A 20,335-nucleotide genomic window follows, 5' to 3' on the forward strand; every position below is an offset into this window, starting at 1 on the left:
ACCGGAAGAACCTATTTTTTGTAAACGTCGCCCCGGAAACCGACCACCTCGATGTAAACAACCTTGATGGTGTCGTCGACGGAATAGATGATCCGGATGCCGCCGATCCGCAGCCGGTAGCTGCCTTGCAGTTCGCCGCTGAGCGGCTTGATATTATAGTGGTGAAAGGGGTCTGCCGCCAGTTGGTCAAAGGCGATGTTGAGGCGGCGGGCTGTTGTGGTGTCTGTTTTCTGATAGAACTTGGTCGCCTTCCTTGAAAGCTCTATCTCATACATCGCGGCGGATCGCCTTGAGCTTGGCGGTCTTGCCGGTGCGGATGTCCTCCTTGGCTTTTTTGTAGTCTTTCATAAAACCAGGGTCGCTCATCAGCATGGCGGTCTCGTCCTCGCTACTCCACTCCAGATCTTCGAGAAAAGAAAGGACGGCGGAAAGTTTTTCCGGTGGCATCCCGTTGATGGCATTGTGAATTTTATTCCTTGTTTCCACGGTTCCCATAATGGCCCCCATTGCATTATTTTCATTCTTTTCCAAGCATACGCAAGTCGACGCACACCATTTTGCTGACATCACAAACATTATGCGAGGTGTTTGTTTCTGTCAAGATAGTCAAGTCTTGACATGCCAATTACGGACAATTACGGGACAATTAGAATTACGGGGACAGTTTACTTGATTCTCCGGAGCCGCCTCTCTTACAAGCCGGGTTCGCGCAGCAGAATATCCTTGATCAGATCGATCTGGCCTTCGGCGCGGGTCATCTCCTCGACCAGCAGGGCCTGGCGTTCTTCCAGTTCCGCCAGGCTGGCCAGCCTGGCCTCCAGTTCCTTGATCTGTTTCTGGCGGGACTCCGCCAGTTTGGCCTGTTCGTCCCTGGCTTTGGTCAGCTCGTCGCGTTTTTTCGCCAGATCATCCCGCGCCTTGGTCAGTTCTTCAATCCGGGCCTGGCGCTCGCCGGCCAGTTTGGCCTGATCGTCGCGGGCCTTGGTCAGCTCGTCACGGCTTTTCGCCAGTCCATCCCGCGCCTTGGTCAGTTCCTCGATTCGGGCCTGGCGCTCGCCGGCCAGTTTGGCCTGATCGTCGCGGGCCTTGGTCAGCTCGTCGCGGGCTTTAGTCAGCTCGTCACGGCTTTTCGCCAGTCCGTCCCGTTCCTTGGTCAGTTCCTCGATCCGGGCCTGGCGCTCGCCGGCCAGCTTGGTCTGTTCGTCGCGGGCCTTGGTCAGCGACTCCGCCAGCTTGGCCTGATCGTCCCGGGCTTTGGTCAACTCGTCGCGGTTTTTCGCCAGATCATCCCGTGCCTTGGTCAGTTCCTCGATCCGGGTCTGGCGCTCGCTGGCCAGTTTGGCCTGTTCGTCGCGGGCTTTGGTCAGCTCGTCGCGTTTTTTCGCCAGATCATCCCGCGCCTTGGTCAGTTCTTCAATCCGGGCCTGGCGCTCGCCGGCCAGTTTGGCCTGATCGTCGCGGGCCTTGGTCAGCTCGTCACGGCTTTTCGCCAGTCCATCCCGCGCCTTGGTCAGTTCCTCGATTCGGGCCTGGCGCTCGCCGGCCAGTTTGGCCTGATCGTCGCGGGCCTTGGTCAGCTCGTCGCGGGCTTTAGTCAGCTCGTCACGGCTTTTCGCCAGTCCGTCCCGTTCCTTGGTCAGTTCCTCGATCCGGGCCTGGCGCTCGCCGGCCAGCTTGGTCTGTTCGTCGCGGGCCTTGGTCAGCGACTCCGCCAGCTTGGCCTGATCGTCCCGGGCTTTGGTCAACTCGTCGCGGTTTTTCGCCAGATCATCCCGTGCCTTGGTCAGTTCCTCGATCCGGGTCTGGCGCTCGCTGGCCAGTTTGGCCTGTTCGTCGCGGGCTTTGGTCAGCTCGTCGCGTTTTTTCGCCAGATCATCCCGCGCCTTGGTCAGTTCTTCAATCCGGGCCTGGCGCTCGCTGGCCAGCTTGGCCTGTTCGTCGCGGGCTTTAGTCAGCTCGTCGCATTTTTTCGCCAGATCATCGTATTTTTTCTTCAGGGCCACCAACTCCGCCTGCCGGGCGGCCAGCCGCTGGCGCAATTCCCGATTCTCCAACTTTACCGGATCGCGGCGCAACGTCCAGCGCGGCAGGTCGGGGTCGCTTTCTTCGTCGCAGGCCACCACTTCGTAGCCCTCTTCCCGCAACAGTTGCAGCAGCTCATCGGCCGGCACGCCGCCGCCATACAGCGCCTCCTGGCCGCAAACCAGATCGATCCGCTCGAAACTGGCCAGATCGCCGGAATCGCGCATCGCCTCGATAATGGCGGCCTCCTGGCCGGGCGTATCCACGATCAGCCAGTTGCCGCCATCGGTAGCCAGGTTCAGGCCGGCCAGCAGTTCGGACGGGGCCAGCGCCTCGACCTCCTCTTCCCGCTTAAGGCGCAAGCCGGGAAAGAGGGTGCGCAAACCGGTGGGTTCCCGCAGACTATTGAAGGCCGGCAGGTTGAATCGCTTCAAAGACACCTTTCCAGATACCGCCGCCACCGCCCCGGCTACCACCTTCACCTCCGGCATTCCGGCCGTGCGCGCCGCCAGCCGCGCCGCCGCCACCGGCTCGGCCTCTACCAGCAGGATTTTTGCGGGGTTTGCCGCCAGGTATTGATCCAGATCATCCCCCCGGCCGGCGCCAAAATGGACAATGGCCGCGGGACTGTTTTCGTTGGCTGCCCGTTTTATCCCCTTCATGATGTTGCTTTCCTAGCCGGCTTTACAAGCTTAACCAGGCCACGCATGGGGGCTGTGATTTTCCAGGAGGTGGATTTTTGCAACCTGTCTATGCGGCCGTTTAGTTGGTTAACCTTTGCCTTGTGGCGCTTCTGCTCTTTTTTCAGCTCGGCAAGTTCGCTTTTAGCCTGCCGGTGTTTTTCCTGCTCAGACTGCAATTGCAGGTAGTAACTTTCCAGCTCTTCCTGGACCTGGTGCAACTGCAGCAAAAGAAGCTCGTTTTCCTCTTTAACCTCTTTCAACTCGTTGGCCTGCCGGGTTACGGCTTGATAGTCCTGATGGATTTGTTGGCAGTTTATGTTGGGCTCTGGTTGCTCGGCCAGGGGCAGCGAGCCGGCCTCTAACTCGGCAATCAACTCGCTTGTTGGCGCAGATTGGGCCACCATTTGGGCCGCAAGCAACAGGTGCATATCGGAAGATTCGGTGTTTTTGCTGCCGGCTTCATTGCTGTGCGGAGGTTTTGCCTTTTTCAAGCCGAAACGCTTGTGGCAGGCCTTCATAAAAAGCGCGGGAGCAGCCAGGGCACAGTCGATGTTCACCAAGGAAGCTCGTTGGCGGTTGTGCCGGTAAACCTGCAGCAACTGTTGTGCTGCTTGTTGCCATTTTTCCAGGGTTTGGTCCGGGTTACCCTGTTCGGCCATTGCTTGCGCCAAGGCGGTTTCCGGCCGGGAATGGAAAAGCAGCAGGTGGGCCTGGGCAAAGTCATTTGCAGCAAAGTCAAGCTGTTTGGAGGCGGTGTCGTTATTTGTTGCCAGCACGGCCGGAGAGGCTGCGGCCGTGCCCAGCAGATCGGCACAGGCTTGCTCCAAAGAGGGGCCGATGGCAGCCGGAACAACACAGCCGGCCTCGGTCAGCAGCGGCAATACTCGTTCCCAGTTGCCGGCCGGGGTTGAACCTATAATCAAATACATTTATTACTCTCCTCCGTGACTGAACACTACACGTAATGCTTAAAATACTAAACCATCTGACCGGCCAACTGGTTCAACAATGTTCGCTCATCGTTATTCAGCATGGCTTCAATCGGCGAGTTTTGAATTTGGCGGGCTATCAGTTCCCAGCCAACCTGGTATTTTTCCCTCAATTCGTTAACCACTGTTTCCAGGTCTTCACCATGTTGCACGGCTTGCTCAACTACCTGGCGCGGCAACAGCAGTTCGGCGGCAAAGGCCCTGGCCCGTTTTTCCGGATATTCGGGGGTCATGCCGCCAAGCACCTCGGCGGCGGGTAATGCGCCTTGTCGATCAAGTAACAAATGGCAAATCTCATGCGCCAAAGTGGAGCGACGCCTGAAAGGGTGCGCCGCCATACTGCCTTCGGCATTATTTACCAATATCGCCGGGCCATGGCGAGGACCCCAAGCTGCCACGGCATCCAGGCCAAATTCCGGCAACGCCACACCGACAACCATAACCCCCCAATCTTTGAGACACTCTTCCGGGTTCATTAAAGCTTCGGGGGGCATTGCCATCGCCCGGCGCAACCAGCGGGCCGCTTGATAACCCTGCTCATAAGCCTTTCCCTCTTCTTTCAATTCGGATTCGGCCCGTACGGACAGTGCATCAAGCTCGGGGGTGGGCTGTTTGGGAATTTCACGCAGGCGCGACAACAATTCTTTCTGACCTGTGGTGGTCAGCACACCACGGCTCATGCGGGCAGCGGCAAACAGTTCCGTATCCTGCAACGGATCGGCTAAATCAAATTCAAAAAACTCCTCGCCCGGGGCATCACCCAACAAAGCGGCCAATGTCTCGGGCTCCATTCCGCTTCGCAGGACGATAGCCGTTTCACGCACCCTCTGCTCACGATTCTGCCAAAGTTCCAAAGCTTCCTTGGCCATTGGAGTGGCGGCTTCAGGCAGGAGGCCGGCCAGGCAATTGCCGATGGCCTCTAGGGTATGCATAGTTTCAGTTAGTGGGCGAACCAAGTTCTGATCGGTGGCCGGGCACGAAATTAGACACCTTGTTCCTTGGCGCAACAAAAACAAGGACGGCACATAAACACCAGCCATAGCTGTGGCAAGGTCATGCCGGCGCAAGAAGCGGTAAACCTCCTCTTCTTTGCTTTCTATTTCCGATTCCGGCATGTCTTCCCACCAGCGTTCGGCTTCACGCGGCAGGTAAGACGGAAAAAGCGGATTTACCGGCACGGGGTAGCTTTCTTCCTGCAACAGCCAAGGCCAGCTACGACCGAGAAAGGCTAACATTTCCACCCAGGTCCACTGCATGGGCATCTCTTCGCCACGGCCATCATCTACTCCCCAAATGACCTGCCCCTGCAACGATAACCTTCCCTCTCCCCAAATAAGGCTCGGATCATACTCTTCATGACGGGGATGGGCAGGGATAAATTCAAACTCCAGCCCTTCGCTTACCCCAAACCGCCATATTTTTTCATCCATTTTCGGTACTCCCTGAGTTGTCCGGCCTTTTGGGCCACAGCCTCAAGCTGACGAAAAATCCGGCGAGGAGGGCGGAGACGGCCGGGCAAATCGCCCCGCCACGGGTACCCATGATATGACGAGCCAGGATTGGTCGGCACTGCCTCGTAAATCACTCCGTCGTAAAAAGCATAAATTACTGCCGGAAATGGGCTTTCTTCGGTATCGTAAAAGGGAACGCCTTGGTTGAGAATTTGCCTGGCAAGTTTGTCATCAATATGACACGGACATTTTCCTACCGCACCCTTCCGACCCGGTTCAAACCCTGCACAATCTTTGCTCCACCGATGCTTGTACCGGTGCCCCCCTCTTTCGTACTCCCACGCCAATATTTGCCTCCCCCACTATGTTTCTACAGAATTACAGTTAGACAACGCTATTTGGTAACAGATATACCCAGGCAAGTAAAGACGGAAAGTATTTTCACCCCCACGACTCGGTCAGAATGCGCTGCAGGGTGGTTGGCTCAAGAGGGGCTAAAATGTTGCCGGCGCGGTCCGGGGTGATCATTTCCTTTTGCAGGGCCAGCAGGGCTTGGCGGTTCGGTATTTTGGCCTTAACTTTTTCGCCCACCTGCAGTTGACGGTGCAGAGCGGCAAGTAGTTGTTCCAGGTCCGCCGGTTTGGCTGCGGGGCCGAGCAGGGCTTTGGCGGCTTCGCTGAAGCGGCCGTCGTCGGCCTGCAGGCTGAAACGGAGCACCGCCGGCATGGTGAAAGCGCAGGCCAGGCCGTGGGGTACGCCGAAATGGGCGGTAAGCGGGTAAGAGATGGAATGGCACAGGGCGGTACGGGTGTGGCTTATGGCCAGGCCTGCCAACAGGCTGCATTCCGCCAGTTGGTCACGATGGGTTGCCTCGCCCTTGCCTGCGGCCAAGGGGGGCAGGGCCGGCAGGCCCAGCTGCAACGCCCGAATGGCATACCCCAGGCTTACCGGGTTGGCGTTCCGGTTCCAAATGGACTCGGCGGCCTGGTTAATGGCATCCAGACCGGTGGACAGGGTGATGCCGGCGGGCAGGGAGTCGGTAAGGGCCGGGTCGACAAAAGCCGCGTGGGGGAAAATCGCCGGGCCGGCCAGGGAATGTTTTTGTTTGGCGGCATGATCCCAGATGGTGGCATAAGGGGTTACCTCGCTGCCGGTGCCGGCGGTGGTGGGGATGGCGTACAGGGGTTTGGGGCGCACCTGGCGATACAGTTCCTGGTTGGCCAGCAGATCTCGCAGCAGGTATTTTGAACCTTGCTCGGCCAGGGCCAGAGCTAATGCCTTGGCGCCATCCAGGGAGCTGCCGCCGCCAAAGGCCAGCACCGCCTCGAAGCTTTGCCCCGCCAGGCGGTCGATTTCACCTTGCAGGTACAGCAGGTCCGGGTTTTCGCTAATGCCGTCCACCCAGAGGTGGTTTGGGTTGGCGGCCAGCGGCCTCAGCCAGGGATCGTCGCTTAGCTGGCGGCGGCCCCGTTGGCTGGTCACGATCAGGCAGCGGGCGGCAGCCAATTCGGCAACCGCCTGCCGGCGGCAGTCCCGGCCGAAGTGTACCTGCACCGGGTTGTGGAAGCGCCAAGGAGTCGCCAAGGTATAAGGCTGATTAACGGCCGACAAATTCATGATTGGCGCAGGCGTTGAATGAAGATTTGCTTGTTTTCCGCCGGTGTTTCCCTGGGCCGGCCCAGGTCCGCCCGGGGGGCGGAACGGACCCGAATTTCCAGGAAACGGGGGCCGGGCTGAGCCAGCAGGTCGGCCACCGCCCGGCGAATTTCAGCTTCACCACTTAGCGGGCCATGTACAGCGCGGTAGCCGCAGCCCCGGGCAATATCGGTAAGGCTTATTTCCATGGCCACCGTCGGCTGGCCGCCCACCGAACCGTGTTCACCGTTGTTCAATACCACATGCAGGTAGTTCAGAGGCCGGCCGTGCTCGGGGGAATTTGCCTTGCCGGTGGCGCCAATGGTGGCCAGGCCGCCCAGGTGCATTAAGGCGGCGCCGTCGCCATCCAGGCAGACCACCGGGTTGCGACCATCGGCCAGGGCCAGGCCCAAGGCGATCTGGGAAGAGTGGCCCATTGAGCCCACGGTAAGAAAATCGCCGGCCCGATCCTGGTTGGCGCGCAGGCGTTGTTCGTACAGTTCCCTTGAAATGTGGCCGGTGGTGGCCACCACGGTGGCGGCGGCCGGCAGCGCTGCGGTTACGGCTTCCACCGCCTCTTCCCGGCGGAGCAGGTCGGCGTTGGGGGAAGTGGCCGGACGCTTGGCTTCCGACTTGGCAAAGGTCTTTTTGCGCACCAATATGGCCACCGGCCCGCTTCTGTCCTTGGCCTGGGCCACCAGGTCGCTTACCAGGTCGGCTGCGGAGGCGGCATCTTCCGGGCCAAGAACCCGGTAAGGAATCTCCATGGCTTCCAGCATGGCCGGCGAGACCCGGCCCTGTTTTACGTGCTGGGGTTCATCCTTAAGCCCCGGCTCTCCCCGCCAGCCGACCAGCAGCAGCAGGGGCATACCGTACACTTCCGGGTCCGCCAGGGAAAGCAGCGGGTTAACGGCGTTGCCCAGGCCGGAGTTTTGCATATAGATCAGCGGCACCTCGCCGGTGGCCAGGTGTACCCCGGCGGCAATGCCGATGGCAGTGCCTTCGTTGGCCGCCGGCAGGTGTTGTGCCGGGGGCAAAGCGGCGTCGATGTAGGCGCAGAACTCTTTAAGCAGAGAATCCGGCACACCGGTGAAAAAGTTGACCCCGGTGGCGGCCAGGGCCTGGTGGAATGCCCGGGGCGAGATCATAACCAGTCGCCCTCCGGAATGAGAGTAAGGATATCTTTGATGGACAACAGGCTGTCGTCGGCCTCTTTGGAGCGGCCGTTTAAAAGGATGCTGCGGGCGGTGTCCAGCATGGCCGGGTAGGCGCTGCGCAGCAGATGGTTGGCGTAGATTACCACATCCACCCCCATTTCCTGCAACTCGTGGTCGTAAACACTGTTGTAGCTCGATGGTACGGCCACCAGGGGGACCCGTTTTTTAAATTTCCGGTACTCGGCGCAGAAGGCGGCGATTTCGTCTACGGTTTTCTGCCGGCTGTGGATCATGATGCCGTCGGCGCCGGCGTCGATATAAGCATGGGCCCGGCGCAGGGCGTCTTCCTGGCCCTGTTCCAGGATCAGGCTTTCGATGCGGGCGATGATCATGAAAGTAGAGGTAATCTTGGCCCGGTTGCCGACCTGGATCTTGTCTGCCATCTCTTCCAGCGAGGCCTGCACCTGCCCTACCCCGGCCCCGAACAGCGAGTTGCGCTTGGCGCCGATCTTGTCTTCGATAACGGCGCCGGAAACCCCGAAGCGCTCCAGGGTACGGACTGTAAAGGCGAATTGCTCGGGCCGGCCGCCGGTGTCGGCATCGTACAGGATGGGCTTGGTGGTGACCTCCACGATGTCGCTTAAGGTGCGCATTCTAGAGGTAACGTCCACCGCTTCGATATCCGGCTTGCCTTTGGCGGTGGAGTCGGTCAGGCTGGAAAGCCACATGCCGTCGAACTCCAGGCGGCGGCCTTCCTGCTGCTCAAACAGGTTTTCCACGATCAGGCCGGTGAGGCCGTTGTGGGCTTCCATGAGGCGGACCATGGGCTTGGCGTCGATCAGGCGGCGCAGGCTTCCCAGCCGCTGGCCGGGGGTAATGCCGAAGCATTTGACGCTTTTGTTCAGCTGGGTCGAGGAAATGTCTGGGGTATAAGGAACTTCCACCAGCTCGCCGCCCCATTCGGCCAGGGCCTCGATGACCCGCTGGCGGGTCTGCTTCTGCACCCCCTGCCGCCAGTCGTCACCATGCACCACGTAGTCGGGGCGGATCAACCGCAGGTTGGGGACATAATCCAGGGTTTCCTGGCCCACCACTTCGTCGACGCCTTTAAGGTTTTCTACCACCTCCTTGCGTTGCTCGAAGGTCATGTGCGGCAGCCGCTTGTAACTGGCAATGGCCTGGTCGGTAAGCAACCCCACCACCACCCGGCCCAGCTTGCGGGCCTCACGCAGAATATTCAAATGCCCGGGATGCACCAGATCGGCGCTCATCCCGACATACACCAGGGGTTTACTTTTATCGCTCACTCAAGCTCTCCTAGAATACCGCCAGATCAATTATAAACTTAAAAAAAAGGAAGTTGCCGCCACGCGGGCAAACGTTTTGCCTACCGACCACCCACAGGAAACTATCCTTATTAATGGAAAATCAACGAAAGATCAAGCCCGACCCCTCCTAATTGCAAGGATCAAAGCTTAAAACTTCGCATCATGGCTTAGGGGTCTGGCTTAGGGGTCAGCTTGCTTAGGGGTCAAGTCTTGACATGACAGTTTTTGCTGTAGAGTGCTGTCATGTCAAGACTTGACCCCCTTTTCTTTTTCGTTTGACACCCGTTTATTTTAAAGATAGCATTTAAATATTATGGTAAAAAACCGGGCTGTGAGTGAAAAAATCGACCGGCTGCTGGCCATGTTTCCGGTTGTTGCCGTTATCGGCCCCCGTCAGTGCGGGAAGTCCACGTTGGTGCAAAGTATTCGTCCGGACTGAAGCTTAGGGGTCAAGTCTTGACATGACAGCTTGCTGTTGCCCACAGCAGCGTCTCTGGGTGTTGTATTCGCCCCCTGCTTGATTGCTTTGCAACTTGAAATTATCATGATAAACCCATACACTGGTTAAGCTTGTTTGAGCCATCAACGGAATTCGAGGATGTTTTCACGGGGGCGGGAGTAAATTATGCTTGAGCGACTACCTCAAGGAAGAAATCGCCGCCGAAGGGCTGGTCCGTAATCTGCCGGGTTTTTCCGGCTTTCTGAACCTGGCGGCCCTTTCCGACACCGAACTGGTCAACTACTCGACCATTGCCCTTGACTGCGGCGTATCCAGCCAGACCATCAAGGAGTATTTCACCATTCTCACCGACACCTTGCTGGGTAAGTGGTTGCCGGCCTATCGGAGACGCCCCAAGCGGCGGGTGATCTCCTCGCCGAACCGATGATGGAATTGAGATCATGCCGGCGGACGAAACGGTGGGCTTCGGCTTTAGTCTATTGGTTTTCGTAAAGAAATTGCTTAACGTCATTGCCGAGCCAGATGCCATGATTGTGCAAGCGTAACAAAACTTGCTCTATATCAAGCGTATAACCAGCTTGCTTGGCCTTGGCGAGGATGCCGATTGATCCGGTGAGGTTCAGCCCATTTAAACGGGCAATCCGACGACCTACTTTTTCGTCGATACAGACACGGGCTATACCTTGAGCCAGTGCTGCCTGGATAACAGAGGCTTCACCACGATCAAGCGTGTTCTGTAGATAGACGGGAATCGTTTGTGGCTCTGTAACGCGTTCCAGCCATTCGCTGGTCAAAAAAGCAGCGACACCCGGGGCATAACGACCCCCGGCAAGGATTTCTTGCTGGACTTCATAGGTCACAACGACGCGACTGTAGAGCACACGTAGAACATCAAGACCGCCCGTGGCCACGCCTAAAGCAATAAGCGGGGTGGTGTTGATCACCACGGCTCGGCTCGGGTCAGGCATTTTCAAGATCGACATGCAGTTCTTCTTTATCCAGATCAATCATGGCTACGCCGTACTGGCCAAGCTGAAGCAGAAATTCAACACGTTCCAGGCCAACCATTTGCGCGGCCATGCCGGAGGAAACTTTGCCCATTTCATAAAGCTTCGCTACCATGGCCATTTTGGCTTGTTTTTCAAAGTCGCCCGGAGAGCAGTGCATAATGTCGGGCAGTTGTCGGGGGATTTCTATGGTGATTTGCATGGCATTGTCCATAGAGGGATAGGTGAAATTATGACCATTATCTTGTTATAGGTTACCCCAAACTGAAATAGTCAGCCACAACAAAAAGCCAAGTGCTCCCGCCTTGATATTTCTAGGGATTTCTAGGGGTCTTTCTAGGGGTCAAGTCTTGACATGACAGTTGTTGCTGCAGAGCACTGTCATGTCAAGACTTGACCCCTTTGCGGAGACCCCTTTGCGATGACCCCTTTGCGATGACCCCTTTGCGACCCATTTGCCTTTGGCGTGACCCTTTGGCGTTTTAGTTCTTGCATCGCTCTGCACTTTTTTCTATATATTTATTGTATAGCAATACAGAAAAGCTTTGGTGTTTGTGGCCTTGTCAATCTCTACAGTTATTGAAACGATGGTTTTTAATATGGATATCGACCACTTGATAACATTGTCCCGCACCACCCTGGAACGTCGGCAGGAAAAATACCGGCGTTTTCTCCATGCCAGACTGAATCAGCAAGGCAGACTGATCGGCATTAAGGGACCCAGGGGGGCGGGCAAGACCACTCTGGTTATGCAACTGCTGCAAGATTCCGGGTTGGCCACGGCGGAGGCGCTTGAGGCGCTCTATGTTACCGCCGATCACCCCCGGGTAAACGCCATGCGACTCTACGATATCGCCGAAGCGTTCGCCAAAATCGGCGGAAAATTACTGGTGGTCGATGAAATCCACAAACAGAGCGGGTTTGCGGCCGACCTCAAGGCCATTTACGATACGCTGCCCCTACGGGCGATCTTTACCGGTTCTTCGGCCCTGCATCTGGACCAGGCCAAAGTTGATCTCTCCCGCCGGGCAGTTATCCACACCCTGCCCTGTCTCTCCTTACGCGAATACGTGGAATTGGAAACCGGCCTTGAATTCGCCGCCGTTGACCTTGCCACCCTGGTTCAAGACCATGCCGCGATTTCCGGCGAGATCGTGAAACGTTTGGCAGATCGGAGAATTCTCCGGTTGTATCGCGACTACCTGGCCGGCGGCGCCTATCCTTTCTATCGGGAAGGAGTGGCGGATTACCCGGTGAAATTGATCGAGGTGGTGCGGCAAACCATCGATTCCGACCTGGCGGTGATTTACAAGATCGACAAAGATCATCTCCACAAACTCAACCGGATTCTGGAGTTGATCTGCCGTTCACCGCCTTTGGAGTTGAAGGTGACCAAACTGGCCGGCGCGGCCGGGATCAATGTTCGCACCTTATACGCCTATCTGGACTATCTGGCAAAAGGCAGCCTGGTCCGGCCGGTGCCGTCCCATAAGTCACAGGCTAAACCCGACAAACTATACTTCGACAACCCTAACCTGTTCGGCATCCTCTGCGATTACCCCCAGGAGGGCACGATTCGGGAAACCTTTGCCGCCGCCATGCTGGCTAATGCCGGCCATCGCCTGCACTATCCGGCCCGCGGCGACTTTCTGGTTGACCAGCGGTATCTGTTTGAGGTGGGCGGCAAAGGAAAGGATTTCGGCCAGATCTCCGGTGTTGCCGACAGCTTTGTCCTGCGGGACCATGAAGAGTACGGGGTCGGGAGCAAAATTCCCTTGTGGCTGCTCGGCTTTTTGTACTAAACCCCATTAGGGGTCCATTACACTTAGGGGTCATTCACTTAGGGGTCAAGTCTTGACATGACAGCCAATACTGTTATGTCAAGACTTGACCCCTAGTTCCTAGTTTTGACCCCTAGTATTATTTGGTGGTGCAGTTGAAGGTTTGGTCCCAGGTTGGGGGTGGGGGGTGTTTTTGGCATTGGTGGCTGCGGTCCAGGTAGAGGCGGTAGAGTTGGCGGGTGGGGTTGGTTTGGTGGAGTTCGGCGAAGAGCTGGGCGGCTTCGGCGAACCGGCAACTGCGGTAGAGGTTTAAGGCCTGGTGGTAGCGGTTTAGCTCGTTGGTGGTTGCCTGGTCCAGGTTGGCGGCCGGGCCCAGGGGTTCGAAGATTGCCACCGGCCGGGCCTTGCCGCTTACCCGTACCAGGTCCAGCTCGCGGCAGGCGTAATCGGGCACCAGGTCGCGGGTGGCGCGGCTGATGATAATCTCCGCCCCGTAAAGCTTGGTCAGCCCCTCCAGGCGGGCGCCCAGGTTTACCGCATCGCCCATTACCGTATAGGCCATACGAAATTCCGAGCCCATGTTGCCCACGTTCATGGGGCCGCTGTTAAGCCCCACCCCAATGTAAATGGCCGGCCAGCCCCGGGCCTTGAATTTTTCCCTTATGCCCGGCATGGCCGCCGCCATGGCCAGGGCGGCCTGCAGGCCGTGGCGGGCGTGGTCTTCGTCGGGCAGCGGCGCCCCCCAGAAGGCCATGATGGCATCGCCCATGTACTTGTCGATGGTGCCCCGGTGCTGGTGGATTACCTGGGTTAAGGGGGTGAGCATTTCGTTCATCAACTGCGACAGTTCGGCGGCTTCCAGGTTTTCAGAAATGGCGGTAAAGCCCCGCACATCGGAAAAGAGTACCGTCATCTCGCGGCTTTCCCCGCCCAGCGCCAGGTCATGGGGCCGGGCGGCCACTTCTTTCACCAGTTCCGGGGGCACATACTGGCTGAAAGCCTTGCTTAGGTAACGTTTCTGGCGGCCTTCAAAGAAGTAGTTGCTCAGGGTGACCACCATGAAGAGCAGCACCAGGGTGCTCAGCGGGTAGACCAGCCCCACCACCTGGTTTTGCAGGAAAAAGTAAAAATAATTGCCCATTACCGCCGCGATGATCAGCCCCAGGGCAGCCAGGCCGCCGGCCAGCGGGCCGCTGTAGACCAGCAGGAAGGTGAGCAGCAGGCCGCCGCCGATGACGGTGGCGTGGGTAAGGCCGATTTCGGTGTAGATGTCGTGCACCAGGGGGTCGCCGGCCAGGATGTTGTCCACCACCGTGGCGTGTACTTCGGCACCGGGAAAGACCTCGGAAAAGGGGGTGGCGCGCAGGTCAGAAAGGCCGGCGGCGGAGGTGCCGATGATGACGATCTTGTCCTGGAAAATCTCCAGGTCCTGGCCCCGCAGGGCATCCACCGCCGACACGTAGGTAAAGGTAAAGGGCGGGCCCCGGAAGTTGGCGGTAAGCTGGCCCTGTTCATCGGTGGGGATGTAGCGTGGCCCCACCGACACTCCCAGCAGGGCGTGGCGCCGCTCGCCGTAGACGAGTTCTTCGGCGTGGATGGTCAGGGTTTCCTCACCCAGGCCGAGGCGGGCCAGTTCCAGGGCCAGGGATGGGTATGGGATACCGTCCATGATCATCAGCAGCGGCACCCGGCGGACGGTGCCGTCGATATCGGGGAAGACGTTGAAAAAGCCTTCGCTCAGGGCCAGAGAAACCTCGGGCACATTGAGGATGGGGCGGTAGGCGCCGATCAGTTGCAGGTCGGCAAAGCTCAACTCCGGGGGCACCAGTTGGATCCGGGCGGCGGGAAAGGGGGTTTGGAAGGGGTCTTTCAGGCCGTCGTCCCGGCGCTCGAAAACGTAGCCCAGCACCGACGGCAGTTCCGCCAGGGTTTCGCCCAGAACCTGGTCATGGTCGATGGGGTCAAGTCTTGACATGACAGTCTCGAGGCAGACTGTCATGTCAAGACTTGACCCCAACAGCATGGTGGCGGGCGAGGTGCGGTCCGGCTCGGCAAAGACCATATCCAGCCCGATGGCCGCCGCGCCGCCGGCCCCGATGTTGGCCAGCATTTGCGCCACCAGGTGGCGGGGCCAGGGCCACTGCCCTACTTGGTGCAGGCTGTGCTCGTCGAGATCGACGATGACCACCCGCTCGCCGGCGGGTATGGCCCCCCGCCAGTGGAACATGGTGTCCACCACCCGCTGGTCCAGGGCCTCCAGCAGCCGGGGTTTTTGGATGCCGAAGGAATAGAAAAAAGCGACGGCTGCCAGGATTACCAGGCAGCCGATTTTAAAAGGGCTGGGCGACAGCAGGGAGCGAAGCCGGGCCATTAGCCGCCCGCCGTGTCCAGGGTCGGACCTTGATGAGTTTGCCGGCTAATCAACGGTCGCCTCCAAAGATGCCCAGAAACTGGGCCCCGCCGCCTTCGGCGTGGAAGTTGCCGCCAACGGATTCGGCGTTGGGGCCGAAGAAAGCGCCGCTGATGCCGCCGGACGCGAGAGTTGGTTCACCACCAAAAAACTCTACCGAAGTGACATCGGCGGCAAAGCCATCGGGGCCAAGCGAGGAGCTTCCATCTATGGTCAGTTCGGCAATCTCCGAGAAGGTGATGCTGCCGTTGATGTTAGCGTCGCCGAAATTGATGTTCAGGGTGGTTTGCCCATTGTAGAGGTCAGCCATGGTGCCTTCGAAGATCAGTATTCCCTCAGCCCCTCCCTCATAGGTGCCGGTTACTTCGGCATCGATCATTCCCAGCACCGTATCTGCCGGGGTAAGCTCACCGGCCACCCAGAAAGAGCCGGCGGGGCTGATCAGGTACGGCATCTCGTCCTGGCCGGTAAAGGCCGCTCCCCAGTAGCCCCAGGAGACGTGCTCGGCCAGCTCGCCGATCTGGAAATAGTCCGCTTCATCTTCAAAATCGTAGAAATAGTATTCGCCGCTGCCGCCCAGCGCCCCCTGCAGGTCGCTATCGCTGGCGCTGCTAAGCTCGCCGGCCAGGAAGTTGTCGCTCACGTAAAAGCCGGCCACTTCCAAGCCGCCGATGCTTAGGCCTGTGGTGGTGGCCGACTCGGCCTCAATGATCTGGCCACTGAACATCCCGGCCTGGCGATCGATCTGCAATTCAAAATATTCGGCGCTGGTACTGCGGAACAGTTCCGGCGGCGTGCCCGGTTCCTCCACCAGGTTGATTTCCATGGCGGTGACAAACCCCCGCCAGGTGGAGGAAGCAGCCTGTTCCGGCAAGGTAAAGACGGGGTCGCGGAAACCACCGCCCACCACCGACCAGTCTTCCTGTGCATCGTCGTAATACAGCGAACCGGACTGCCCTTCGGCGACAAGCCCCAGCCCCTGGTAATACGTGCCGTAGAACTGGGCGAAGGTACCGCTGCCGGTGGTTATCCAGGCGTCGTAAAGTGCGCCATCACCGTAGTCATCGTAGTCCAGGCCAAAAATGGAAACCGAACTCAACGAGGAACCGTCCACTTCTCCCGTCAGGTAAACGGGGATCGGCCGGCCGTAGTGTTCGTCATCTATGAAATAGCCCACCACCTTGCCGGTTTCCCAGTTCACCGCCAGCGAGAAATCACCGAAAAACTCCTCCCAGCCGTAATCCACATCGTCGCTGGCACCGGTAAAGAAACCGTGATAAATCGCGCCACCGCTGGTGGGCATCAGGTCGACCGGGGTTTCCGAGCCGTAGAAAAACATTTTCTCGCTGTAAGTCCAGCTCTCGTCGGTTTCGGTGTCGGACCATTGTTCATAAAGCCAGAACTCGCCACGGTCATCGACCATTACAAAGGTGAACTGGAAGTCGAAATCGTCCCCTTCTTCCCATTCCTCAACTTGCGTTGCATCGGTGTAAGACCATACCGCACTGTACTCGCCGTCGCTAAAGTCGCTCTGTTCGTTATACTCCAACAGGCCGGCCTCGATTTCCGTCAATTCGGAGGGTTTGTCGGTCAGCACCAGATGTTCAACCGCAACCTCTTCTTGCATGCTGCTGTATATGATTTCAATACCCCGGCCGGAATAAACGGCCTCCGACGGGTCGGTGGGTTCCGGGTCAATTGGTTCCGGGTCGGTGGGATCCGGATCGGTTGGTTCGGGGTCAGCCTCCACCACCGTTTGCTCCCATTCATCCTGGGCGGCGTCGGTGGTGGTTTCGGTAGCCTGGTCCACGGCGGTGTCGGTGATGGGAGCCGGGGCGGCGGCCACCGGGGCGGCGGCCTCTTCGGGCTCATCCAGGGCGGCATCTTCCCACTCCTCCTCGGCCGGTTCTTCGGCGGGGGTCTCATCCTCCACCGTCTCCTCTTCGGCGGCCTCTTCATCCACCTCTTCGTCTTCCAGGGCCCCCAGGTCTTCCTGGGTGAAGACGGTGGGCGGGGTCGGGGCGGCGGTGCGGGAGGCTACCCGGGTACCCATGCCGGGGGTGGTAATCTCCACCGTGCCCGCCGGGTTGCTGACGATAATCCCGGTGCCGCCCTGGAAGACCACCGCCAGGGCGCCGTCGCTTACCCGGCCGGCGTACATGGAGCCACGGATACCGATGGTGGCAGCGGGGGTGTCGGTGGTGAATTTTTCCGGCGAGGTGCGGGCCACAGAGCCGCCCATTACCCGAAAGGCCCCCTGGTTGACCCGGGTGTTCAGCTCCCCTTCCTGCTGGTCCCACTGATATTCGGCAATCTCCAGCTCGGCGTTAACCCCCAGGCTGATGATGGTGTTGTCGGTGAACATCAGCTGCAGCCGCCCCCGGGGCCCGGTGCGGATGGTATCTTGCCGGTGGATGGGCGCCTTGATGGCCAGGGCACGCTCGGCGCCGGCGGCATCCACCGCCACCGCCGTACCGCGCAGGGCCACCACCGTGGCCACTTCTTCGGCAGCGGTCGCCGGCGGCGCCGACCAGAAGGTAACGGCCAGCAGGCAAACCAGGGCGGCAAGAAAAACCACGGGCTGCAATAGAGGGCGCTGAGACATGGGTTTACTCCTTTGCAACTTCATTAAAACCGGACGCCGTAGAAGCCGTTACCGGCCTGGAAAAATGCAGTTTGACGATCAGCCGGGGCCAGGCTCCCGGTGTTGCTAAAAGGTATAGGTCAGGGCCAAATTGGCCACGCTTTTGGTGTATTCGTACAACTCGATATTGGAGTCGGCGTCGGTATAGCTGTAGCTGATCTGGCCGGTGAGGCTGCGCCGGCTGTCTGCCGCCCGCCAGAACACTCTGGAGAGCCCGAGTTGATAAAAGATCGTTTCATCTTCGCGGGCCTTATTGAACAACGGCTCGTCGTCATCGTAGTCGGTTTCCTGGTAGCGCACCGCGGCAAAGGCGGCAAAATCGTTGGGCAACTGGCGATCGTAACGCAGGCCCAGCCGCCAGCGGTCGTAGGAATAATGGTCGGTGTCGGCGTCGTTGGTTTCATAGCCCAAGGTCAGGCCGACCCGGTTGTCGCCGTGGCTGAATACCGGCCCCAGGGTAACCAGCAGGTTGGTGGAGTCCCGGTCGTCGTTTTTATGAAAGTCCCGGTCCCGCCACTCCAGGCCACCGTTGAGCGCCCAGTTGGGCGAGAGCAGCCAGGTGCCGCCGGCAGATAAGCCGAGCATGCCCAGGTAGCGATCAAAACCCAGGTCGACATGGGTGTAACCCACCGCCGCCTGCAGCAGCAAACGGTCGCGGCGCCAGGTGGGGCCGGTGCTCAAGGCAAAGAGGTTGAGGTCCATGTCGTTGACGCTTTCGTGGAAGGCGTTGTAGTTGGTGAAGGTGGTTTTCCAGTTCCAGGGGCTGTTATAGCGGGCGCGGTAGATATGGTTGAGGACCAGGTTGGTGTTGAGCAGCCAGTTGCTCTTTTCCTCCCCTTTCAAGTCCACCTGCCAACCGTTGAAGCGCACCGTATCGTTGGCCGGGAAGGTGTTGACGTTGTCGTCATACCCCACCCCCAGGGTGACCAGGCCGTTGATGAAATGCTTTTTTTCCGCCGCATCCATGGCCGCCAGAAAACGCTGGATGTTTTGCCAGACCGGCTCCGGCGGGTTGGTGGCCAGCACCTCGTGAAAATACTGGCGGGCCAGCTCCCGGGAGCCCAGGCGCAGGTAGGAGCGGGCCAACTCCAGCTTGGCCCGGTTGGCCTCCGGATTATGCAGCAGCACCCGTTCGTAGGCCATCACCGCCTCTTCGGTGCGGCCCGACTCAAAGGCGGCGCGGCCCAAAAGAAAATTGATTTCGGGATGGCCGGGGTCGGCCCGGAAGGCCGTCAGCAGTAACTCGTAGGCCTCGTCATAGCGCTGCTCGGCCAGCATCTGGCGCCCGGAGAGCACCGGGTCTGCCGCCGCCGGCAAAGAACCGAAGAAGAGCACCAGGGCCAGCAAAATCGCGGCTGCCGAACAGGGACCAACTTGTTGCCTTTTCATCATAAAACCGCCCACCTGAGCTTGCCTTTGGGTCTTGCGCCTGGGGAATCGTCTAAACATTATCAGCGCTCACACATTTGTTCCATATAGTTAACCGGAAAGCCGCTTGTCAAGCCTCAATTTCGCCGGCCAAACCCCGGCCAAGGCCAAAAAACGACGAGTTATCGCACTAACAGAGATGGAATCCCAGGGTGGACCCAGGATGGCTAAGCCCCGATGATAAAAAAATGGCAAGCAAAACTGATAAAGGCTATATATACTATAAAGGTTATTTTTTGCCTAACGCAAACTCATCTTGGCCGTTGTGGTTATTTCATGCCTATTACACCTCTTAATTTTTTTTCCGGCTGTCGGCTGATCACGGCCAGCGCGGCCGGGCTGCTGCTGTTTTTCGGGTTGGCCTGGCTGGCTGGCTATGGCCCCTCTACGTCGCCCTTTGCCGTTGCCGCCCAGGCCGACTCCGGGCCGGTGGGGGATGTTGCCGAAAGCCAACTGATCACCCGCGAGCCTATCCAGCCCATACCCCGGCAGATCGCTTACGACCGGGAAAAGGCCGAACTGGGTCGGCGGCTGTTCAACGAGACCATGCTGTCGCTGGACCACTCGATTTCCTGCGCCTCCTGCCACGATCTCAACGGCGGCGGCCACGACCCCCGGCCGGCGTCCATCGGCATTCACAGCCGGCAAGGCACCATGGCCTCTCCCACCGTCTTTAACGCGGTGTTCAATTTTCGCCAGTTCTGGAACGGCCGGGCCGCCGACCTGCGGGAACAGGCGGCCGGGCCGCTAACGGACCCGCTGGAAATGGGGATGAGCGAGCAGGAGGTGGAACGGCGGCTCAATGAAGACCCCGGCTACCGTGAGGCCTTCAGCAAAATATACGGCGGCCGGCAGGTGCGTTTCGAGCAAGTGCTGGATGCCCTGGCCGAGTTCCAGCGGGCCCTGATCACCCCGGACAGCCTTTTCGATCTGTACCTGCGCGGCGAGGCGGTGCTTATGCCCCAACAGCAGCAGGGGTACCTGGAATTCAAGGAGCTGGGTTGTGTTACCTGCCACAACGGGGTCAATGTCGGCGGCAATTCATTTCAGAAGATGGGGGTGATCTTTCCCCGTGAAACCGATGATGAACGCAAGATCATGGATCTTAACCAGGTCTCCGGCCGGGAAGAGGACCGCCAGGTCTTCAAGGTGCCCACCCTGCGCAATATCACCCTTACCGCCCCCTACTTCCACGACGGCTCCGCCGCCGATCTGCCGGAGGCCCTGCAGAACATGGCTCACCACAACCTGGGGGTGGAGCTTAGCAGCCGACAGATCTACCTTCTGGTGGCTTTTCTGGAAACCCTGACCGGCCAAAGGCCGACCATTCTTAAGTGAAC

The 20,335-nt window shown here is 58.9% G+C and carries 16 protein-coding genes; 3 read left to right on the top strand and 13 right to left on the bottom strand.

All coding sequences use genetic code 11. The features are described from left to right. Nucleotides 1-11: 11 nt before the first annotated feature. From DAAHT2_RS09405 to aepX, 8 genes are all read right to left on the bottom strand, one after another. A complete protein-coding gene (locus DAAHT2_RS09405; protein ID WP_013164056.1) occupies nucleotides 12-275 on the bottom strand; it encodes a type II toxin-antitoxin system RelE family toxin in 264 nt (87 codons plus the stop codon). Then, nucleotides 268-531, bottom strand: coding sequence for a hypothetical protein (locus DAAHT2_RS09410; RefSeq protein ID WP_157861459.1), 264 nt, complete (start codon nucleotides 529-531; stop codon nucleotides 268-270). Before DAAHT2_RS09410 ends, DAAHT2_RS09405 begins: the two co-directional genes overlap by 8 nt. Nucleotides 532-692: 161 nt before the next feature. Next, complete coding sequence (locus DAAHT2_RS09415) at nucleotides 693-2,684, bottom strand: hypothetical protein (RefSeq protein ID WP_013164058.1); 1,992 nt, start codon at nucleotides 2,682-2,684, stop codon at nucleotides 693-695. Beyond that, nucleotides 2,681-3,634 carry a hypothetical protein gene (locus DAAHT2_RS09420; RefSeq protein ID WP_013164059.1) on the bottom strand — a complete coding sequence of 318 codons (954 nt, stop codon included), beginning with the start codon at nucleotides 3,632-3,634 and terminating at the stop codon, nucleotides 2,681-2,683. The genes DAAHT2_RS09415 and DAAHT2_RS09420 overlap by 4 nt, the downstream gene beginning before the upstream one ends. Before the next feature lie 47 nt (nucleotides 3,635-3,681). After that, on the bottom strand, nucleotides 3,682-5,124 hold the full coding sequence (locus DAAHT2_RS09425; RefSeq protein WP_013164060.1) for an ImmA/IrrE family metallo-endopeptidase: 1,443 nt from the start codon (nucleotides 5,122-5,124) through the stop codon (nucleotides 3,682-3,684). Nucleotides 5,125-5,586: 462 nt separating this feature from the next. Next, nucleotides 5,587-6,729, bottom strand: a complete 1,143-nt coding sequence (locus DAAHT2_RS09430) for a phosphonoacetaldehyde reductase (protein ID WP_041719630.1) — start codon at nucleotides 6,727-6,729, stop codon at nucleotides 5,587-5,589. A 29-nt stretch (nucleotides 6,730-6,758) separates the two neighbouring features. Then, on the bottom strand, nucleotides 6,759-7,928 hold the full coding sequence (gene aepY, locus DAAHT2_RS09435) for a phosphonopyruvate decarboxylase (RefSeq protein WP_013164063.1): 1,170 nt from the start codon (nucleotides 7,926-7,928) through the stop codon (nucleotides 6,759-6,761). Continuing rightward, nucleotides 7,925-9,208: a phosphoenolpyruvate mutase gene (gene aepX, locus DAAHT2_RS09440; RefSeq protein ID WP_041719632.1), complete on the bottom strand. Its 1,284-nt coding sequence runs from the start codon at nucleotides 9,206-9,208 to the stop codon at nucleotides 7,925-7,927. The genes aepY and aepX overlap by 4 nt, the downstream gene beginning before the upstream one ends. A 686-nt stretch (nucleotides 9,209-9,894) precedes the next feature. On the opposite strand from aepX, the gene DAAHT2_RS09445 reads away from it, so the two are divergent. Then, nucleotides 9,895-10,152 carry a DUF4143 domain-containing protein gene (locus DAAHT2_RS09445; RefSeq protein WP_041718934.1) on the top strand — a complete coding sequence of 86 codons (258 nt, stop codon included), beginning with the start codon at nucleotides 9,895-9,897 and terminating at the stop codon, nucleotides 10,150-10,152. A 49-nt stretch (nucleotides 10,153-10,201) separates the two neighbouring features. Here the strand turns inward: DAAHT2_RS09445 and DAAHT2_RS09450 are convergent, their stop codons facing one another. After that, on the bottom strand, nucleotides 10,202-10,708 hold the full coding sequence (locus DAAHT2_RS09450) for a PIN domain-containing protein (RefSeq protein ID WP_013164065.1): 507 nt from the start codon (nucleotides 10,706-10,708) through the stop codon (nucleotides 10,202-10,204). Then, entirely contained in the window at nucleotides 10,686-10,934 is a 249-nt protein-coding gene (locus DAAHT2_RS09455; protein WP_013164066.1) for a UPF0175 family protein, read from the bottom strand. The genes DAAHT2_RS09450 and DAAHT2_RS09455 overlap by 23 nt, the downstream gene beginning before the upstream one ends. Nucleotides 10,935-11,331: 397 nt before the next feature. Here DAAHT2_RS09455 and DAAHT2_RS09460 point away from each other — a divergent pair, with 397 nt between their 5' ends. Beyond that, nucleotides 11,332-12,534: an ATP-binding protein gene (locus DAAHT2_RS09460; RefSeq protein WP_013164067.1), complete on the top strand. Its 1,203-nt coding sequence runs from the start codon at nucleotides 11,332-11,334 to the stop codon at nucleotides 12,532-12,534. Nucleotides 12,535-12,652: 118 nt separating this feature from the next. Here DAAHT2_RS09460 and DAAHT2_RS09465 read toward each other — a convergent pair whose 3' ends face one another. From DAAHT2_RS09465 to DAAHT2_RS09475, 3 genes are all read right to left on the bottom strand, one after another. Next, the gene (locus DAAHT2_RS09465) at nucleotides 12,653-14,884 is read right to left on the bottom strand and encodes a CHASE2 domain-containing protein (RefSeq protein ID WP_013164068.1); all 2,232 of its coding nucleotides are present in this window, start codon (nucleotides 14,882-14,884) and stop codon (nucleotides 12,653-12,655) included. Nucleotides 14,885-14,933: 49 nt separating this feature from the next. Continuing rightward, nucleotides 14,934-17,528 (bottom strand): FecR family protein, encoded by a 2,595-nt coding sequence (locus tag DAAHT2_RS09470; protein WP_013164069.1) that lies wholly within the window; start codon nucleotides 17,526-17,528, stop codon nucleotides 14,934-14,936. 105 nt (nucleotides 17,529-17,633) lie between these two features. After that, nucleotides 17,634-18,959, bottom strand: coding sequence for a surface lipoprotein assembly modifier (locus tag DAAHT2_RS09475; RefSeq protein WP_218914999.1), 1,326 nt, complete (start codon nucleotides 18,957-18,959; stop codon nucleotides 17,634-17,636). A gap of 312 nt (nucleotides 18,960-19,271) precedes the next feature. Here DAAHT2_RS09475 and DAAHT2_RS09480 point away from each other — a divergent pair, with 312 nt between their 5' ends. After that, nucleotides 19,272-20,333 (top strand): cytochrome-c peroxidase, encoded by a 1,062-nt coding sequence (locus tag DAAHT2_RS09480; RefSeq protein WP_013164071.1) that lies wholly within the window; start codon nucleotides 19,272-19,274, stop codon nucleotides 20,331-20,333. Nucleotides 20,334-20,335 lie beyond the last annotated feature (2 nt).

It is taken from the genome of Desulfurivibrio alkaliphilus AHT 2, from assembly GCF_000092205.1.
GTDB classification, from domain to species: domain Bacteria; phylum Desulfobacterota; class Desulfobulbia; order Desulfobulbales; family Desulfurivibrionaceae; genus Desulfurivibrio; species Desulfurivibrio alkaliphilus.

What these genes read in the sequence shown, in the direction of transcription:
- DAAHT2_RS09475 (WP_218914999.1), bottom strand. Translation starts at nt 18,959, where the DNA reads ATGATGAAAAGGCAACAAGTTGGTCCCTGTTCGGCAGCCGCGATTTTG.
- DAAHT2_RS09455 (WP_013164066.1), bottom strand. Translation starts at nt 10,934, where the DNA reads ATGCAAATCACCATAGAAATCCCCCGACAACTGCCCGACATTATGCAC.
- aepY (WP_013164063.1), bottom strand. Translation starts at nt 7,928, where the DNA reads ATGATCTCGCCCCGGGCATTCCACCAGGCCCTGGCCGCCACCGGGGTC.
- DAAHT2_RS09450 (WP_013164065.1), bottom strand. Translation starts at nt 10,708, where the DNA reads ATGTCGATCTTGAAAATGCCTGACCCGAGCCGAGCCGTGGTGATCAAC.
- DAAHT2_RS09405 (WP_013164056.1), bottom strand. Translation starts at nt 275, where the DNA reads ATGTATGAGATAGAGCTTTCAAGGAAGGCGACCAAGTTCTATCAGAAA.
- DAAHT2_RS09425 (WP_013164060.1), bottom strand. Translation starts at nt 5,124, where the DNA reads ATGGATGAAAAAATATGGCGGTTTGGGGTAAGCGAAGGGCTGGAGTTT.
- DAAHT2_RS09415 (WP_013164058.1), bottom strand. Translation starts at nt 2,684, where the DNA reads ATGAAGGGGATAAAACGGGCAGCCAACGAAAACAGTCCCGCGGCCATT.
- DAAHT2_RS09420 (WP_013164059.1), bottom strand. Translation starts at nt 3,634, where the DNA reads ATGTATTTGATTATAGGTTCAACCCCGGCCGGCAACTGGGAACGAGTA.
- DAAHT2_RS09465 (WP_013164068.1), bottom strand. Translation starts at nt 14,884, where the DNA reads ATGGCCCGGCTTCGCTCCCTGCTGTCGCCCAGCCCTTTTAAAATCGGC.
- DAAHT2_RS09460 (WP_013164067.1), top strand. Translation starts at nt 11,332, where the DNA reads ATGGATATCGACCACTTGATAACATTGTCCCGCACCACCCTGGAACGT.
- DAAHT2_RS09470 (WP_013164069.1), bottom strand. Translation starts at nt 17,528, where the DNA reads ATGTCTCAGCGCCCTCTATTGCAGCCCGTGGTTTTTCTTGCCGCCCTG.
- aepX (WP_041719632.1), bottom strand. Translation starts at nt 9,208, where the DNA reads ATGAGCGCCGATCTGGTGCATCCCGGGCATTTGAATATTCTGCGTGAG.
- DAAHT2_RS09480 (WP_013164071.1), top strand. Translation starts at nt 19,272, where the DNA reads ATGCCTATTACACCTCTTAATTTTTTTTCCGGCTGTCGGCTGATCACG.